The organism is Litchfieldella xinjiangensis (genome assembly GCF_000759345.1).
In the GTDB taxonomy this organism is placed as follows: Bacteria; Pseudomonadota; Gammaproteobacteria; order Pseudomonadales; family Halomonadaceae; genus Litchfieldella_A; species Litchfieldella_A xinjiangensis.
On sequence record NZ_JPZL01000004.1, the window covers coordinates 436045 to 454704 of the forward strand.

An 18660-nucleotide genomic window follows, 5' to 3' on the forward strand; every position below is an offset into this window, starting at 1 on the left:
ATCAAAAACGACTCAGCTATTTTTGACGTCATCGTTGGATGTGTCCGTACTCGCGGGGTCCGGCGTGGGATGCTTGCCCTCGATCCATCCCTGACTATACGCCTCTCGTGAATCGAACCAGGCAAGCTTCGCCTGCAGCGATACCACGCCACCCACGATGATCAACGTCGGCGGTTTGATCGTGTCCTGCTCCAGGCTGGCAGGAAGCTCGGCCAGGTTGCCCACATGAACCCGCTGGCGCGCCGTGGTGCCTTGCTCGATCAGCGCCAGTGGCGTCTCGCTCGGCAGGCCATGGGCGACGAGCTGGTCCCGAATGATCGAGACACTGCCCAATCCCATGTAGAAGACCAAGGTCTGTCCGGGCCGAGCCAGGGTTGGCCAGTCCAGGTTGCAATCGCCGCTTCTGAGGTGCCCGGTAATGAAGCGGACCGACTGGGCATGGTCGCGATGCGTCAGCGGTATCCCTGCATAGGCGGCACACCCCGAGGCCGCCGTGATACCCGGTATGACCTCGAAAGGGATACCGGCCTCGGCCAGCGTCTCGAGTTCCTCGCCGCCGCGTCCGAAGATGAAGGGGTCCCCGCCCTTGAGGCGAACCACGCGCTTCCCCTTCCGTGCCCAGTCGACCAGCGCCTGATTGATACCTTCCTGGGGCACGCTGTGGTGCGAGCGCGCCTTGCCGACATAAAAACATTGGGCCTGCGGGTTGGCCATGGCCAGGATCTCGTCACTGACCAGGCGGTCGCGAAGAATGACATCCGCCGCCTGGAGCCGCTTGACCGCCTTGAGCGTCAATAGCTCGGGATCGCCGGGACCGGCACCGATCAGCGTGACCTGGCCTGTCGTCCGATCGTGGGGAGCCGCATGACTCGCGGGCCCATCCCGCTCGCCAGGGATAGGATGCGTCATGACCCCCTCCTCATGACCGGCCCTGAACGATGCGCTGGCGTCCGAAACGCGGGGTGAGCCACTCGCCGCCTAAGGTAAATAATGCCAACAGGGCCAAGAGCCAGGGCCACTGACGGCCCAGGTCGAGCGATACCAGACCCAGGCTATCGATGAAGATCAACACGATGCCCAACGGACTGACGTAGCGCACCATGAACAACCACGCCGAGTATGACCCAGGCGAGAGCCCCAGCTCCGAACGGAATATGGCATTACGAATCACGAAACCGGCCATCAACGCCATACCCAGTCCACCCAAGGGCATCATGAAGCGCGAGGTCAGGTAATCCAGCCAATCGAAGACGTGCATGCCGGCAAGGGTCCATTCGGCCCCCACGTTGAACGAGAGCATGGCCAAGGTGCTCAATGTCCAGAGTACGAGGCCCGCACTCCAGGAGGCCGTGACCCGGGAGATACCCCGGCTTTCATTGAGCCAGGCTACCGTGGCCTCGATCATCGAAATCGCCGAAGTCAGCGCGGCCATCGATAGCATCAGGAAGAAGATCGCAGCGAACAGCATGCCCATCGGCATGGCCTGGAATGCCAGCGGCAGGCTCATGAACAGTAGACCCGGCCCCGCGGCGGGATCCATGCCGTTGGCGAAGATCACCGGGAAGATGGCCAGACCGGCCATCAGTGCCACCAGGGTATCGGCGATGGCAACGGTGAAGGTGGTACGGGCGATCGAGCTGTGATCCGGCAGGTAAGCGCCGTAGGTCAGGATCGCCCCGGAGGCCAGCGACAGGGTGAAGAAGGCGTGCCCCAGCGCCGCCAACAAGCCTTCGCTGGATAGGCTGCCGAGGTCGAACGAGAACAGGAAAGCCACGCCCTGGCCGAAGCCTCCCGAGAACACCGCGTAGCCGATCATGATGGCCAGCATCACGACCATGCCTGGCATCATCCAGCTGACACTACGCTCGATGCCTTTCTGGACGCCCGTGCCAACGATAAACATGGTGGCGACCGTCACCAGCGTGCTCCAGAATCCAAGCACCCAGGGGTTGGCGTTATTGGCGGCGAAAATGGCCGCCATGTCGTCCACGCTGCTGCCGGCGAGCCCGCCGCTGACGGTTTTCCACAGGTAGGAAAACGCCCAACCGGCGACCACCACATAGAAGGAGAGGATCAGAAAGCCGCACAGCATCGCCATCCAGCCGAGCAAGGACCAGCCACGCCCTCGCCCGGATTCCTGGGCGACTCGACGAATGGCATCGATGGGGCTGCCCCGGCCACGACGTCCAAAGGCGATCTCGACCATCATGATCGGCACCCCGACGGCGAGAATGCAGGCCAGGTAGACCAGCACGAAGGCGCCGCCGCCATACTCACCGGTCATGTAGGGAAACTTCCAGATATTGCCGAGCCCGACCGCTGACCCCGTCGCTGCGAGAATGAACCCCCAACGGCCAAGCCAGAGTGTCTTGGGTTGTTGCCGTGACGTCATCGTTACTTACCTTGCAGTGCATGCAGAGGGGCGCGATTGTAGCGTCATTTGACGCCTAGGGAACCCGCTAGCGTCCTGCACAGCCCGGCAATGCCTCGAAAACGTTACAACATCGCGCCACTGGCCAGGCGCCAGGCGATCCATGCCATCATCAGCGCCACGAACAGATCGATCAGCCGCCAGGCCAAAGGGCTGGCCAGTCGCGGCGCCAGCCACCCCGCCGCCGCAACCAAGCCGAAGAACCAGCCGAACGAGGCCAGGGCCGCGCCGAGGAAGAAGCCCATCGGACTGGGCTGTACGGCACCGATGGCGCCCAGCATCAGTACGGTTTCGAGATAGACTTGGGGGTTGAGCAACGTCACGGCCAGGGTCGTGGCCACTACGGCTCGCCAACTGTTGGAGGCGGCGCCCTTCGCCTCGAGACCTTTGGCTTGCCAGGCGCGCCGAAATGCCTGGAACGACAGCCACGCGAGGAACGCCGCGCCCCCCCAGCGGGCGACTGCAAGAAGTACTTCCTGCTCGGCCAGCAGCCGCCCGACCCCCAGCACACCGATGCCTACCAGCAGCCAATCGCATAACGCACAGATGGATGCCACCAGCCAGCCATGCTCGCGGCGAAGCCCCTGATTGAGTACGAAAGCGTTCTGAGCGCCTATTGCCACGATCAGACCAGCGCATACCATCAGGCCATGCAGTGTCGAAACCAGCACATCGTTCCCCTTCTCATTGGTTTGCAATCGGGGGCCAGGTTAGGCTTGACTATGCAATGAAGGAAATTAATTCAAGGAATGTATGATTAGTAATTCTGATGCTCGACTATAAACTTCTCGAAGCATTGGCGGCCGTGGTCGATCAGTCGGGCTTCGAACGTGGCGCTCAACACCTGGGCTTGACCCAATCCGCCATATCACAACGGATCAAGTTGCTGGAGGCCCGCCTGGGTCAACCGGTACTGGTGCGTAGCCCCAAACTCGCCCCCACGCCGCTGGGAAAACGCCTGCTCAATCATGTGTTACAGGTCAGGTTGCTGGAACATGATCTTCTCGATCGCATCCCGGCCCTGAGTGAGGGAGAGCAGCGTCTCAGACTGGCGATCAATGCCGATAGCCTGGCGACCTGGTGGGCGCCCGCTACCGGCGCGTTTTGCGCTCGACAGCGGGTCTTGCTGGATATGGTGGTAGAAGATCAGGATGTGGCGCTCAAGCGCATGCGCGACGGCGAAGTAGCCGGTTGTATCTGCGCCACGCCACGCCCGGTCCAGGGGGCCCGTGCCCATGCGCTGGGCAGCATGCGCTACCGGGCCTTGGCCAGTCCGTCTTACATGGCCCGGCATTTTTCCGAAGGGCTGAGTCTTTCAGCGCTCAGGCAGGCCCCCGCCATCGTCTATGGTCCCGACGACCGGCTACAGCATCGATACCTGGAGCAAATGGACTTTCACGATCCCTTTCCTCATCACCTCTGTCCCTCCTCGGAGGGATTCGTGCGTCTGGCACTCGCCGGCATGGGGTACGGGTTGATCCCCGAGCTTCAGGTCAAGCGGGAGCTGGCCGAAGGCCGGTTGGTCGATCTCGATACGGCCTACCACATCGACGTACCACTCTATTGGCATCACTGGCGGCATGGTGGCGAGACGCTGGAATCGTTGACGACCCATTTGTTGTCTGTCACGCCTACCTGGTTGACCTCACCATGACATCACTCGTCCTTCAGTAGCGATTCCACCTTGGCAACGCGATCCGCCATGGTCTGCTCCCGGTCGGTTCGCGTTCCCAGCTTCAGCGACGTGTTTACCCGTGGCGCTCCCATCTCGTGCAAGGTCTCGTGGCAGCGCTTGGTGACAGCCATGACCTCGTCCCAAGGCCCTTCGATGTTGGTGCCATAGGCGTGGAGCGTGTAATTGAGACTAGCGTCGCGGATCAGCCGCTCGCAAGCCGCTATGTACTTCGATACGGACGTTCCCACCCCAATGGGTATTACGTTGAGATCTGCGATGACATGCATGCTAGGCCTCCTGTATTGGCTGATATCAATCTTTAGCGGATGCTCAAGTTAGCCATCACATCGTGCGTGATGCGCTTGCGGCATGATTCAAATAAGTAGTCTAGGCTATCGATAAGATAGACTTAACCTGTTGAAAGCATGTCTCGCCGGCGGCACCCTTACAAATCGTTGCAAAATGGCAAGGATCGCCTTGCTCGAATCCCGCTCTTGCGCTCTGACGCATTAATGAACCGGAGTTCGGCATGACCAGTGATACCCGTATCGGCCCCATTGCATTCCCCGACACCCGAGCCCGGCGGGTCGTCGAACAACTCATCGAGGGTTCAGGCGTTACTCTTAACGGCAGTGCCTCGCACGATTTGCAAATCAACCATCCCGATTTCTTTTCCCGTGTGCTTCACCAGGGCACGCTCGGCTTGGGTGAAGCCTATATGGATGGCTGGTGGGACTGCGATCGCATCGACGAGCTGGCCCACCGTCTACTACGTCATGGCCTGGGGGAACATGCGCAGACGCCCTCGGAACGCCTCATGTACCGGCTCCAATCGGGGTTCTTCAATCTACAGAGCAAGGCGCGCGCCTATATCGTCGGCGAAGCCCACTATGACCTGGGCAACGATCTCTTCGAGCGCATGCTCGACTCGACCCTCTGCTATTCCTGCGGCTATTGGAAAAACGTCGATAATCTTCACGATGCCCAAGTCGCCAAACTCGACCTGGCCGCCCGAAAGCTCGAACTTGCGCCAGGGATGAAAGTGCTCGATATCGGCTGCGGGTGGGGCAGTTTTGCCGAACATGCGGCTCGCCATTACGGGGTTGAAGTCACAGGGATCACCATTTCCCGTGAACAGGCCGACCTGGCCCGAGAGCGTTGTCGTGATCTACCCGTCGAGATCCTGTTGCAGGATTACCGGGAGCTCGATGGGCGTTACGACCGTATCGTATCGATCGGCATGTTCGAGCATGTGGGACATCGCAACTACCGCACCTACTTCGAGACCGCCAAATCGCTGCTCGCCCCGGACGGGCTCTTTCTGCTGCATACGATAGGCTCGAACAATTCCGATATCAGTGCCGATCCCTGGATCAACAAGTACATCTTCCCCAATGGCGTACTGCCCTCGGCCATGCATATTGCCAAGGCCGCGGAAGGTCTGCTCTTGATGGAGGACTGGCAGAATTTCGGTGCCGACTACGATCGCACCTTGATGGCCTGGCTACATAACGTCGACCGGTACTGGGTAGATATCGCCGACCGCTACAGTGAACGTACGCGCCGCATGTTCCGCTATTATCTCTCGGTCTGTGCCGGCGCTTTCAGGGCTCGTGATTTGCAACTATGGCAAATGGTGTACTCACAAGGGCGCGCGGGCCGTTACGATGCCCCACGTTGAATGGCGTTTTCAGCACAGCCAGGTTCAACGTTTTTTCAATGTCAGCAATGTCTTACGCCTATAGATTAATGACGCCCAACGTGTTCCGGGCGTATATTAGCGCGCTCTGCAGCGCATGCAGGCGAGACGCTGCAGGCAGATGAGCGGACGTGCCACCCTCAGATTGACGACGCTGGTTCGACTTCGCTTTTGCCCTCACTTAAGCAGGATGCCGAGCCAGGAGGCCCCGACGCATGTCGTCAAACGTGATCGTGCCCGACGAGACCAAGGAAAGTTTCGGGCAGCTCCGGCGAATGACACAGCGCATTCCCGGCACGATCTTCCAGCTTTATCGCAGCCCCTGCGGAGGGATGCGCTTTCCTTATCTCGCGGGAGAATTCTCGCTGATGCGCGGTGCCGAGCGGCGGCGCCTTCGCCTTGATGCGCGTCACGTCCTGGATAGGATCGATACAGAGGACTTTCCCCGCGTCATGACGGCTATCGAGCGCTCGGCCAAATCGGGCCATACGCTTTCCATCCAATTCCGCCTGCTGGATGCCGATGGAGAGACTCGCTGGATGGCTGCCCGAGCCCAACCCGAAGCCATGAAAAAAGGTACCCTGTGGCATGGCTTGATGCTCGATATCAGCGAGCAGGTGGCCTACCAGGCCCATTTACAGGCGCTTTCCGATACGGATGAGCTTACTGGACTCGCCAACCGTCGAAAGTTCATGACCCGCCTAGACGAAGAAATCGCCCGTAGCAATCGGCATGCGACTCCGCTTTCACTGGTACTTCTCGATCTCGATCACTTCAAACGCATCAACGATACCTGGGGTCACCTTCAAGGAGATCAGGTTTTGGCCGAGCTCGCCGCATTGAGCCTCGACAGCCTGCGTGAAGACGATGTGATCGCACGCCTGGGCGGGGAAGAATTCGCCCTTTTGCTTCCGCTGACGCCGCTGGTGTGCTGCGAGCCCTTGGCCGAACGGCTCAGGCGCCTTATTGCCGAACACGATTTCCGCCTTCCGCAGGGTCGGGTCACGGTGAGCGTGGGTATCGCCGAGCATCGTGTTGGCGAATCCCGGGAAACGTTGATCGAACGCGCCGATCAGAGCCTCTATGCGGCCAAGCGCAATGGGCGTAATCGGGTGGAAAGCGTGACGTGACGCTAGGCTTCGCTGACGCGGGTTGGCTGCCAGGCATTCAACAAACGATGCAGCAAGGCCATGACTGCCAGCGTCGCCACGAGCGCAACGCACATCGACGAGAAACGGTACAGAGCGCTGAAAATCAGATCCTGCTGCGGTGATAGTGATTGGCCGAACAGAATGCCCAACGTCGTCAGGCCGCCGAACCCCACCCCCGAGCCACCCCCTTCAGTGACGTGCAGACGGGCAAACATCAACAAACCGACCCAGTAGAGCGGTAAGACCAGCAGGAAGTGCTGACTTTGGGTATAAAGCACAAGCTGTATCACGATCGCCAAGTTACAACCCAGTAGCGTACCGATTGCTCGCCGCTGTGCCGACAGCTTCGCCCCGGGGTAGCCCAGGGCGAATAGAATCAGGATCGTGGCCATCTGGGCCGATAACGAATCGCGTAGATCGAATACCTGGAACACCAGGAACGACAGCGTCGCGGTCAGCGCCCCGATCAAGGTTTCGTGGCGAATTCGTGCCGGGGTTTTTTCTTGCCGAGGAAAGGGGCCGCGAGGCTGTCGATCGGGAAAAACGGTATACATCAACGCAGCGATGCCTACCGCGAGACCACTGGCCATGAGATTGCTAGCCAGCAGATCGGATAGACTCAGTTGCGGATAGCTGGCGAAGTGCAGCAGGATGCTCAGCGTCAGCACGCCATTGGCCCCGAACAGGAAGAGTGGCCCCTTGGCCATCATACGAAAGCGCCAATAGAAAAGCGCAAAGGCAAGCCCCGCCATGATGGGTGGCATGTGCCGGGTCAACCCCACCACCAGGCTGACCTCGATACAGTTAAGCAAGGCATTGGCAAAGAACTGTCGTACGACATGCGCATTGAGTACCGGCACCAATCCCACCAGGAACATCGGAAATACGGTGAAGAAGACCCCGTAGTTCCACCCCATCGCCTGGCTGATGATGAATCCCAGCAGCCCGCCGCAGGCGATGCGTAGACATTGGCTCAGTCCATTCTCGTCCAAGCTTGGATGCGCTGACGCTGCTGACGTCGGCTCGGTAGGCCTTGGCTTGTCAGACCACAACCTAAAAGACCTGAATTTAATCAAGCGGGGTTTTATAGCCCTGATTTTAATAAACCAGTTATTAATAGACATAATGCAACCAGCTCATCAGGCGTATCTGGATATGCGCGAATAACCGTGCCAAGCCCCCCTCATTCGGTGCCAATTGCACCGTGGCACGCGCCCCTGAAGCAAGCAGTGCGTTCGGCTGTTCTTCCAGTGCAAAGTGAACTCTCAGACGCTGGGCGTCTCGTACCCAGCGATCCGTAGCGGGTATATCGGCAAGCTGCCCATCAGCGGCAATCTGTCCTTCACGCACGCCGGCATCCTGAGACACTACACGCGCCGCGAAGACGCGACCTGGCAATGCATCGAAGGTGACCCAGGCCGGCGCGTCGGGACCCGTGTGACGCAGGCTTTTTTCGCGATAGTCGGCGATCACCTCATACGACTCACCCACGTGGGCCAACAGCGGCACGCCCGCGGCAACCACGTCACCGACGCTGAGCTGCAGGTTGCTTACGCGACCTGCCCGCTCGGCAAGTATCGTTGTACGCTCAAGATTCAGTCTCGCCGAATCGAGCCCGTTACGTGCCCGCCGAAGCGCCAGGTTGTCCACGCCGCGCTCACCCCGCTGCACCTCCAAGGCGTGAACCTCAGCTTCGGCCGCCGCTACCGAGGCCTGCGCCGTCTGCGCCTCAGCCACTGCCACGTCGACTTGCTGACGTGATACTCCTTGGTGGCTGACCAGCGCTTCCATGCGCCGACGCTCACCCGTCAATTCCTCGGCCTGCGCCCGGGCTGCCGCTAGCCGTGCGCGGGCTGCCGCCAGGGAGGCGTCCAGACGTGCGTTGTCACGCCCGGCCTGCTCCACCGCCAACTCCGCCTCGCGAACGGCGATACGGTAAGGTTCGGGATCGAGACGAAACAGGACATCGCCTGCCTCGACAGCGGCATTGTTTGTCACCGGGACGTCGATGACACGACCGCCCACTTCGGGCGCTACCCGCGTCACCTCACGCATGACTCGGGCCTGGGGGGTCATGGGCATGAAGGCATCGGCGACGATGAAATACACAAACAGCAGGGCGAACGCGACGAGTGCCACGCGCACCCAGCGGGCGAAGCGCTGATCAGGAGTCATGAAGCTCTCTCGAGAATGGGCAGCAATGCGCAGGAAGCGAATTGCAAGGCAATACATTGTTAGCCTGCTAAATATATTAACGATGTTTTAGCAGGCTAACAACAGCATGCCCCTCGCTCAGCGGGAACGACACATCTCGGCGGGGTGACGCAACTGGGTCAGCAGATAGGTTCGCAATTCAGGATCGGCGCCCACTTCATCGAGGGCTGTGGCCATGCAGAGAAGCCAGGCATCTCTTTCTTCGGGGCCGATCGGCAGGTGGCGGTGAGCGGCGGGAATCGCAATCGGCCCGAAGCGTTCCCGATATCGGCTTGGCCCGCCCATCCAACCGACCAGAAACGTCGTCAGCTTATCGCGCGACAGGCTCAGGTCATCGGGATGCAGCGCACGGATGCCCCGAGCCTCGGGCAGCCGCTCCATCGCATCATAGAAGCGGTCCACCAATTCGCGCACCGCCGCCTCGCCACCCACGGCCTGCAGAGTGCTATCGCCGATCCCGAAGGTTCTCAGCCGGGTCACGTTTCAGGCTCCATGACATGGATTCCGAACAAGCTGGCCTCGCCCGCACCGCGGCCGAGGCTCTCGGGGTCGACGGCTCGCCCATCGCGTACCACGACGTGCCCGCCCTGCCCCTGGGCGCCACCGATGACGCTTCCAACCAGGTAGGTGGGGAAGATCGAGGCATCGTTCTCGTAGTTGGGGTTGTGGATCAAGCCGATCATCTGGAAGCGGCCACGGGTATTGCGCAGCGATTCCAGGGAGTCCTGAATCAGACGGCGATGCGAGAGCTTGGAGAAAAGGCCATCGAGCAGGATCACGCTTTCCCGGCCCGCCCGCGCACGACGCTTGTGGCTACCAGGCAATTCGCGCAATTCGCGCTCGATGGCGAATTCCGACAGCTTGACCAGCCACATCAGAGAGACCGCTTCGCGCTGGCCTTCCGACATGTCTTCGTTGAGCGAGAATAGCCGCCCATGGGGACGGATAGCGTCGTGCTTGAGGCGAATCGAGACATCACGGAACAGGCCCCGGTAAATGCGCCGACGAATCTGCCGGCTCAGTTCCTCGTCTCGCCGCCGCGCGTCGGTCGCGGCGTTGGCGCTGGCCCCGTCCTGCTGTAGACGACGGCGCTGGGCCAGCATGTGCTCATCGATGTCGGCAAGCAGCAACTGGATCAGTTCGCGCACATCGTTATCGCTGATGAGCGATGCCTTGACCTCGAAATAGGCCCCGCCTTCGCCACTGCGCTTGGCCACACGCTTGAGAATGTCCAGGTTGCCTGCGGCATCGGCGATGATCGAGCCCAATCGCTCGACCAGCGTGCCCTCGATATGTTCCCGCGAGGCGTGCAGCTTGGCCACGCGCTCACGATGGTCGCCAAGCTGGCCGGCAAGTTGGCCATGCAGGCTACGCAGCTCCTCGAGTGCCGTCGGGCTGACGCCATCCAGCCCGGTAAGCCGTGCCCGCTCGGTACCATTGAACAGACGGCTTTCGCCGGCCTCGAGCAGTGCCTCGCCGAGTCGCTGCTCGCGGGTCTCGACATCCCGTGCCTGACGGTCGCGATTGCGCGAGCGTTCCCCCAGGTTGAGCCGTCCCAGCCCCTCGAGCAGCATCTGCTGACAGGCCTCGAGCGAGGTGAGCTCGATATCATCGCGGGTCTCATCGACGCCGCCGGCCACGCGTTGCCAGGTCAACAAGGCATCGTCCAGTGCCTCGGCATTGGCCTGATCGCCATCGAACGCCTCGGCGGGCCAACGGCTGACCGAGGCCAGGTCATCGACATGGTCGAGCCGCTCACGCCAGCCACTGGAGAGCTCGCGCAGCACCTCCAACCATTCGATGCCCAGCTGATCGACCCAGTGCATGGCCTGTTGGTTCTTTTCGAGCCGGTCATCGACCGCTTCCAGTTCCTGGGTCTTGGTCTTGGCCATGTCACGCGTTTCGGTCAGCTCACGCTTGAGCTTGGCGACCTCGCGTTCGAGCTTCTGGCTGCCCCCGCTCTCGTCGCGCACGTCGAGAAAGGCTCGGATGCGGCCGAAGTCGAAATCGGCTCGCCGCGCGGTCGTGGCAACGCCACGCTCGAGTTCGCTTTTCGTCACCTCGGCGTTCGCCATGAATGCGACGCCGCCCTCGGCTTCGAACGTGGCCAGGGCTCGAAGCCGGTCGCGTTCGCCGTCGGCAAATAGCGTCCGAAGCTGCCCCTCAAGCGTGTCACGTTGATGCTTGAGTGTCTCGGCACGCTCACCGGCCTGCTCGAGACGCGCCTCGACGAGCGCCTCGTGTTCCTGCAATTCCTCCAGGCGCGACGCCAGCGTTGCCAATCGCTCGACCCCACCCGCATCGGCGAACTTCTCTGCAGCCAGCCAGGTCGCACCGTGCTCGTCCAGGTCATGCCCCAGGCGAGCCACCTGCGGGGTCAGCTCGGCGAGTTGCAGCTCGGCGTCAGCCAGCGTCTCGGCCGCGTCCTCGAGCGCACGATCACCGCCTTCAAGCAAATAGCGCTGAAAGTCATCGATACAGGCCAATGCGGCCTCGGTCATTCGAGGGGCCAAGCGTTCACGACGATTCGCCAGGTCGTCGAGCTTGAGGGCAAGGGCTTCGAGCGAAGCATCGACTTTCTCTTCAACGGCCTCCTGTGCCCGCCGCGCCAGGGCAAAACGCTCGCCGTGCGGGTCGAGCCGAGCGAGTTCTTCGTTCAATGCCCCCCGCCGTGTCCTGTCGATCGCCAGGCGATTCTGGGTCTCCTCGCGCAGCGCGTGCAGGAATTGGGGATCGAGCGCCGCCTTCACCGCCAGGGTCTCGACACCCTGCACGGCCCCCAGAGGAGAATGCCCATTCGCCAGGCTCTGGGCCAAACGGCCCGCTTCGATGACCGGTACGCCCAGCCCGCGCTCGATCAACCGCTCGGCGGCGTCCCGGGCACTGGCTTCGCCCTCGACGACCGGCGCGAAAAGCTGGCCGGCGGCCTGGGATAGCCACTCCCGTCGTTTATCCTCGGCGCCATCAGCACCGCTCAGCGCTACATGCAGGGGGACGAAATCAATTGCCGCCTCGTCGAGCAAGGCGTGCGCCTCGGCTTCGGCAACCTGGCGCGCCAGCGGATCGCCAGCGAGACTCTCCAGGTAACGCTCGCGGGCATCGATGTGCTCGTCCAGGCCTTCCGCTTCTCTCAACAATCGCGGATAACGCCCCTTGGCATCCTTGAGCCAGCTATCAGGCGCCTGCTCCGTGAGGTCCTGAAAGTTGAGGAGCGCCTGATGCAGCTCACGCAGGCGACGCTCTTCCTGAACCAGACGATGCTCTTCATCGTCGAGTTCGCGTTTTTGGGCGTGCAGTCGGTCGCGCAGATGCACTGGGTCGTCATCACCGTGCAGGCGTGAAAAGTCACGCGCCGCCTCGGCCAGCGGTGTCAGGCGAGCGCGTTGGGTGACAGCCTCGTCATGACGCTGACGCTCACGCTGTACGTGCTGTTTGAGCGAAGCGAGTTCGGCCTGCTTGCGAGACCATAATCCATGGATGGCTTCGTTAGGCCAGGCCGCCACAAAGGCGTGCCATGCCTCTTGCCCCTGCTTGAGCGGTCCCTGCTCCCCCTCGAGACGCTGGCGCTCGCCGCGCAGTCGCTCACGCTCATCCCGCGCACTCTCACGCTGGGCCAAAGCCTCATCGTGCTGGGCCGCCATCGACTCGCGCTCGAGGCTGAACGTCTCGTGCTGCTCGAGCTTCAGCGCCAGTACGGCTTCGGGCGTGCTGTCGGGGTGCACATGGATGAACTCCTCATGCCAACGTGCCACCTGCTTGAGCTCACCGACACGCCCGATATGCTCGGCCAATGCAGCCCGGGCCCGCTCGGCGGCGTTCCGAGCGGCATCGGCCGTGGTTTCAGGCGCTTCTAGCTCGGTCTCGCTGAATAACCCTTCGGCCAAGGCCTGGGTATAGAAGCTCTGGTTGTCGACGAACTCGCGCTGACGCGATTCGAGCTGCTCGCGCTGATGATCGAGCTGCTCCCAGGCGTTGCCGAGTCGCTGGATGTCGCCCTTGAGTTCCTTCTGGAATTCGCGGTCGGCGATCACCTCCTCGCGGAACCGGTTGCCATCGAGTGCCTCGAAGTCATCCGCCGCCTCGTCCAGTCGCGAAAGCGCCCGGTAGCGCGCCGAATCGTCATTGAAGGCGTGGCTATCCGCCAGCCACTCGCGCGCGGCACTGAAACTGACATGGCCGACGTCTTTCGCCATAGGCCAGCGTGCCTCTGCCAGATGGATGAGCCGACGGTGTGCATCGACGCGGGCCCCACGCTCGGACAGCGCCTGTCGTACGCTACGTTCGCTCTGGCCAGATAGCTTGGCCAGCAGCCAAGTGGATACCCGGGGACGCGCAGTATCTCCCGCCCCCCAGGCGAAACCGGCGATGAACTCTTCCTCGCGTACCTCGCCCAGAGTCGCTGGCGGCCTGGGTAGCCCGGGCAGGCCACTGATCGCCTGGCCGCCAAGCAAGCGCTCGCTGGCGGTGAGCCCGGCATCGAGCTCGATCAATTGCAGGCGTGACTCGAGCAGTCCTTCACCTTGGCTGTTGAGCTCTTCGAGCAGCTCGACCTTACGTTGGGCGCGCTGCTGGTCGGTTTCGGCCTCGTTCAGGCGATGACGCAATTCGGTGACCTTGGTACCCGAGTTGAGGATCACGTCCTCGATCAGCTCTTCGCCTTCATCGGTCTCGCCGCGAGTGGCCCCGGAGAGAATCTGCGGTGCCAATACCTCGAAGAAGAAGGCCTGGTCGGCCTTTTCACCGGCGCGCGGCTTGATCGCATTGAATATCTGGCTCTTGTCGGCCCCGCCCTCCTTCTGGAAGGCAGCCAACTGGGCCAGCTCACGCCGCGAGATATGGGCACCCACCGCATCCAGCCACTCTTCACGGTTGGCGCTGCGCGTCACCCCATGTTGCCGCATCGCCGCCTGGACATCGGCGTTGGCAAAGAGCGCCAGCTTGCCATCACGTGTGAGGTGGTGCACCGGGACATCGTCGAGCCGTCCGGCATAGTGATAAAAGGCGAGACCGCTACCATCGCTGTAGCCGTACATGCCGAAGACGAAGGTTTCCCCAGCGACTTCCTCGCCCGCTGCGGCCAGCATGTCGGATTGTCCGCCGCCGTCACCGGCACGAAACTCGACTCTAAGATGCGACCAGCTGCGGCCCTGCCCGCCTACGCTTGAAGGCGAGCACTTGCGCCGGGTACGCGAAAGCAAGGAACGGTCGCGGGAGAGCAAGCCGATCAAAGCTTCGGCCAGGGTGGTCTTGCCGAAGCCATTTTCCATGCTGATGGCGCTCGATTGGCCACGCAGATCGAGCAGGACATGACGCATCTTGGCGTCCCAGGGCGAGGCGATGTCCCCATGCTTGTTGAGCAGATTGGCCACTTCAATGCGATTGATGACGCTCATGCACGGTCTCCGGTCGCGTCTTCTTGCAGGTCTTGCTGATCGAACAGATCGGTCTCGTCAAGCGGCTCATCGGCACGCTCCGCCTCATCCTGAACGACGGGGTCGTCAACCGCCCCGTTCATTACTGGCTCGTCTCGCAATGGGATGTCGTCGCGCACTTGGCCGGACATCAGCTCGACCAGGTGCGAAAGATGGTGCACCCCCACCTGTTCGGCTTCCAGTGCACCAAGCAGGCTCTGCTGCCAGACATCGCCGGCCTCCTCGTCGCTCGTTTCGCGTACGGCCTCGAGATGACCCGCGCGCACCTGAAGTTCGATGAATGCCTTGACGCGCCGGCTGATGTCTTCACCTCGCTCGTCGAGCAGTACCCGGCTGGCGTCGGGGGCGGTGTCGCCCAGGGCACGCAGGCTTTCGAGCTGTTCACGCAGGAGTTCGCTGAGTTCGCTGGTGGCGAAAGTCGCTTCCTGGTAGCGGCTGACGTCGGAAAGCGCCCGGTTGAGCCGGGTATAGAGCAAGGTATGAAGCAATAACCAGAGCTGCAGGTACCACTGGGCCAGCTCGGCACGGCTCTCCTGACGCAAGCGCAGCGCATCGAAGATCGGATCCCGAGTATAGAGCGGGGGCTGTTCCAGCTCCGGGTCGGGCATCAGTGCGTAGAGTCGTGAACCGGGAGCGATGCCCGGATAGTCGCCAGGCTCGAAGACGCGCAGGCGCATCCCCTGCCCGCCGAGAAAGTCGCGCAGTGCCTCGCGTTCGGTATCGAGCGCATCATCGATCAGTGCACATACGTCGCGCTCGGAAAGTTGGCCTTCACGGGCCGCGCGACGTTTACGCCCCCCGCTGGGCTGGCGTTCGGCGGTGCGGTACCGCAGCAGGTAGGCGACCACCTCGCCCATTTCGGTCATGTTCATGAATCACTGTCCTGCGTGGCCATGGGTTCAGTCACGGCTGAGGGAGAAGCGGAATGAGAGAAAAAGCCCAACATGGGGGTCGTGGCGCCTTCGATACGCCGGCCGTCATCGAGTGTGATCACGAAGGGCTGGGCTTCGATTCCCACCGTCAGACGCGCATCGAGCAATTGGGTATCCACGAAGGTATTGAGCAGTTGCGCCAGGCAATCGTCATCCTCGAAGCGATGCCAACCTTCACTGAGCGCGTCCGGCAGCGATAACGGTGCGGCCTCGAGGCGCTCGCGCAATGCCGGGCCCCGGGCCTCGAGAAACCGTGCCAGCAACGGATCTTCCGGCCTGGCATCGGACTGTTCGTCGAACACCAGCGCCGTGGCGCTCTTCTCGGCACGCCGGGTCTCGACGAAGGGAATCAGTGTGTCGACACGCGGCACCGCAACAGCCAGCGCAAACGGCATCATGCGTCCGACCAGGGCATCGCGCAGCGGCGCCTGGAGGGGAGTACTCAGCAATTGCCGAGACAGGTCGGCGAAATCGATCACTCCCATCGACTGGATACGACCTTCGGCAATATCCGAGAGCAACTCGGAGAGTCGCCGCGAAAGGTTCTCGATGGCCGTCAGGACGCGCCCGATGGCACTCGACAGCATGCGCAGGTCCCACCCTTCATCCGAATGAGCGTCTGCCCATGTCTCGAAGCGTGACAGCGTCTCGGGAGTGGCCAGCTGGGTGCGGGCACTGAGCAGGGTACTCTGGATCGTAGATAGCGCATTGTGATAATGGCGCTCGTTATCGAGAAAGGCGCTCAGCTTGCCTTCTCGAGTGGGGTTCTCGCGGATGCGGCGCAGTTCCTGGGTCAGCGCACGAATCGCCATCAGGATCTGATTGGTGATATCCGGAATGCGCGCAAAGTCTCCCCGTGCCAGGGCGGCCAGTACCTTGGCGGCATCATATTCGGAATACAGCAGATCCTCGACCTGGCTGGCCAGGGTGACCGCCTGGCGCCCACTCGGGGTGAGGCGCACCTGGCCGGTCTGTCCCTGCTTTTCAATCAATGCCGTTCGCTTGGTACTGAGCCGTCCCCGCTCGTTATCGGTCGCATCCCGATAATTGAGTTCGCTCGGCGTCGCGAGCAGGTTGACGACGAAGCTGAGATCGTCAGCGGGTAAGTGGGGATAGAAATCCCGCAGGTGTGCCAGGCAACGTGTCTGGGAGACAAAAGCGCTGTTGGTGGCAAAGTCGACGTCGAGCAAGTAGTCGAGCAACAGGCAGCCCACGTCGAGCCAGTAGCCATCGCGCAGGCCACGGCGCTGCTCCTGGCTGACCTGAACGAAGGCCGAACCCGGCTCATGAGCGCTGTCATGCAGATCGATTAGCCGCGTGGTGGCGACAAGAAGCTTGCTCCAGGCGGTCATGGATCATCCCCGAGGGCGAAAAACCGCCATTATGCCAAGGGAGACGCCATGGGGCATAGCCAGGGCTTGGCTTAAAGCTCATCCACCCGCGGGGGTTTGCCCACCTTCACTTCACTGAGGTTTTCGGTCAACAAGCCGCGTACCAGGGCGAACATCATCCCGAAGACCAGAATGAACATCGGTAGACCGACGACAGTGATGACCTGCTGCAAGGCGGTCAGTCCCGCCTCGCCCGCAAGCACGATAAGCATGGCGGCCAGCACCCCCTCGGACACGCCCCAGAATACCCGCTGATGCCAAGGCCCCGGTTCGGGGGTTCCGGTACACAGCATGTCGACGACCAGCGAGGCCGAATCCGACGAGGTCGCAAAGAAGATGGCCACGATGACCACCGCCAGCCCTTGTATCAGCGTGGTGCCAGGGAAGTTCTCAAAGAACGCGAACATCGCCAGCGGAATACTCTCTTCCACCGCCGCGGACAGTACTCCAGCTTGCTCCCCAAGGGCGGCCCGAGCCTCTTCGCCGATGCCGTCGATCTGCATGGCCGACCAGCCAAAGACCGCGAACCACACCAGGGTGAAGGTGGACGGTGCGAACAGCACGCCGAGCACGAACTCTCGGATGGTCCTCCCACGTGAGATGCGGGCCACGAAAATGCCGATGAACGGCGACCAGGTGACCGTCCACGCCCAATAGAAAACGGTCCAGCCACCCTGCCAGCCCCAACCACCCTCGTCTTGCGCATATTCAGCCAGCGCATCGTTCCAGAACGCCATGGGGACGATGTTGGAAATATAGATACCGAAGGTCTCGATCATGGAACGCAGGAGAAACACGGTCGATCCCGTGAAAAGGATAAACAGCATCAATCCGACAGCCATGCCGATATTGATGTTGGAAAGTATCTTGATGCCTTTGTCCAGGCCGGCCACGATCGAACACACCGCCACGGTGGTCAGGATGGCTATGATGATGACCTTGGGCATCACGGCATTCGGAATGCCGAACAATTCCGTAAGGCCGGCATTGATCTGCTGGGTGCCCAAACCGATCGAGACCGCAACGCCGAACAAGGTACCGAGAATGGCGAAGACATCGAGCGCCTTGCCGAGGGGCCCATAGATCCGGTCACCGATCAGCGAGTAGAAGACCGAACTGAAACGCATCGGCAGATCATAACGATAAATGAAATACGCGAACGCCAGTCCCGGCAGCGTGAAGATCGCCCAGGTATGCAATCCCAGATGATAGATCGCGAAACCCATCGCATCGTCGGCGGCTTCCACCGTGAATGGTTCGACATCCGGGCGCGGCGGATTGGCAAAGTGAGATATGGGCTCGGCCACGCCCCAGAACATCAGCACTGTACCGATGCCCCCGGCAAACAGCATGGTGAACCAGGACAAATTGCCGTAGTCAGGCTTGGCGTCATTGCCACCCAAACGAATCGCACCAAAACGGCTGATGGCCACCCACAACAGGAACGCCACCCAACTGGTGACCCCGAAGATGAAAAACCAGCCCAGGTTGGTGACAATCCAGGCCCTTCCCGCACCAAAGGCGTCCCCGATCGGACCGGGCGCTATCAATAGCGCCACCAGGAAAATCACCATGATGCCGGCCGATACGAAAAAAATGGTCGGGTCGGTTTGCAGTCCTAGTTTGCGCGCTAGCTTTTCCATTGAGATTTCCTTGATATTTCTAAGGTTAACCTAGAAGCAGATAAGCCAAGCGTCGAGCGGAATAAGCAATAACTAGAACCTAAGGGGGCAGA

At 61.4% G+C, this 18660-nt stretch carries 14 protein-coding genes; 3 read left to right on the top strand and 11 right to left on the bottom strand.

Features of this window, described 5'->3' with window-relative positions; genetic code table 11:
• Positions 1-12: 12 nt before the first annotated feature.
• From cobA to JH15_RS16745, 3 genes are all read right to left on the bottom strand, one after another.
• On the bottom strand, positions 13-909 hold the full coding sequence (gene cobA, locus JH15_RS16735; protein WP_081949094.1) for a uroporphyrinogen-III C-methyltransferase: 897 nt from the start codon (positions 907-909) through the stop codon (positions 13-15).
• Between the two features lie 10 nt (positions 910-919).
• Positions 920-2392, bottom strand: a complete 1473-nt coding sequence (locus JH15_RS16740; RefSeq protein WP_043532391.1) for a sodium-dependent transporter — start codon at positions 2390-2392, stop codon at positions 920-922.
• A 104-nt stretch (positions 2393-2496) separates the two neighbouring features.
• Entirely contained in the window at positions 2497-3102 is a 606-nt protein-coding gene (locus JH15_RS16745; protein ID WP_081949095.1) for a LysE/ArgO family amino acid transporter, read from the bottom strand.
• Between the two features lie 98 nt (positions 3103-3200).
• Between JH15_RS16745 and JH15_RS16750 the strand changes: the two genes are divergently transcribed.
• Entirely contained in the window at positions 3201-4085 is an 885-nt protein-coding gene (locus tag JH15_RS16750) for a LysR family transcriptional regulator ArgP (protein ID WP_043532393.1), read from the top strand.
• A 2-nt stretch (positions 4086-4087) separates the two neighbouring features.
• On the opposite strand, the gene JH15_RS16755 is transcribed toward JH15_RS16750, so the two are convergent.
• Positions 4088-4393, bottom strand: a complete 306-nt coding sequence (locus JH15_RS16755; RefSeq protein WP_043532395.1) for an MTH1187 family thiamine-binding protein — start codon at positions 4391-4393, stop codon at positions 4088-4090.
• A 242-nt stretch (positions 4394-4635) separates the two neighbouring features.
• Here JH15_RS16755 and cfa point away from each other — a divergent pair, with 242 nt between their 5' ends.
• Positions 4636-5787: a cyclopropane fatty acyl phospholipid synthase gene (gene cfa, locus JH15_RS16760; RefSeq protein ID WP_043532397.1), complete on the top strand. Its 1152-nt coding sequence runs from the start codon at positions 4636-4638 to the stop codon at positions 5785-5787.
• Positions 5788-6020: 233 nt separating this feature from the next.
• The gene (locus JH15_RS16765) at positions 6021-6935 is read left to right on the top strand and encodes a sensor domain-containing diguanylate cyclase (protein WP_081949096.1); all 915 of its coding nucleotides are present in this window, start codon (positions 6021-6023) and stop codon (positions 6933-6935) included.
• A 2-nt stretch (positions 6936-6937) separates the two neighbouring features.
• Here the strand turns inward: JH15_RS16765 and JH15_RS16770 are convergent, their stop codons facing one another.
• The 7 genes from JH15_RS16770 to JH15_RS16800 form a co-directional block, all read right to left on the bottom strand.
• Positions 6938-7948, bottom strand: a complete 1011-nt coding sequence (locus tag JH15_RS16770; RefSeq protein ID WP_043532398.1) for a DUF2955 domain-containing protein — start codon at positions 7946-7948, stop codon at positions 6938-6940.
• 121 nt (positions 7949-8069) lie between these two features.
• Positions 8070-9131, bottom strand: a complete 1062-nt coding sequence (locus JH15_RS16775) for an HlyD family secretion protein (RefSeq protein WP_043532400.1) — start codon at positions 9129-9131, stop codon at positions 8070-8072.
• Between the two features lie 117 nt (positions 9132-9248).
• On the bottom strand, positions 9249-9650 hold the full coding sequence (locus JH15_RS16780) for a group II truncated hemoglobin (RefSeq protein WP_156105355.1): 402 nt from the start codon (positions 9648-9650) through the stop codon (positions 9249-9251).
• Complete coding sequence (locus JH15_RS16785; protein ID WP_043532402.1) at positions 9647-14563, bottom strand: coiled-coil domain-containing protein; 4917 nt, start codon at positions 14561-14563, stop codon at positions 9647-9649. The genes JH15_RS16780 and JH15_RS16785 overlap by 4 nt, the downstream gene beginning before the upstream one ends.
• On the bottom strand, positions 14560-15474 hold the full coding sequence (locus JH15_RS16790) for a hypothetical protein (RefSeq protein ID WP_231566462.1): 915 nt from the start codon (positions 15472-15474) through the stop codon (positions 14560-14562). Before JH15_RS16790 ends, JH15_RS16785 begins: the two co-directional genes overlap by 4 nt.
• Complete coding sequence (locus JH15_RS16795) at positions 15471-16886, bottom strand: hypothetical protein (RefSeq protein WP_043532404.1); 1416 nt, start codon at positions 16884-16886, stop codon at positions 15471-15473. Before JH15_RS16795 ends, JH15_RS16790 begins: the two co-directional genes overlap by 4 nt.
• Positions 16887-16957: 71 nt before the next feature.
• Positions 16958-18568, bottom strand: a complete 1611-nt coding sequence (locus tag JH15_RS16800) for a BCCT family transporter (protein WP_043532407.1) — start codon at positions 18566-18568, stop codon at positions 16958-16960.
• Positions 18569-18660: the final 92 nt, after the last annotated feature.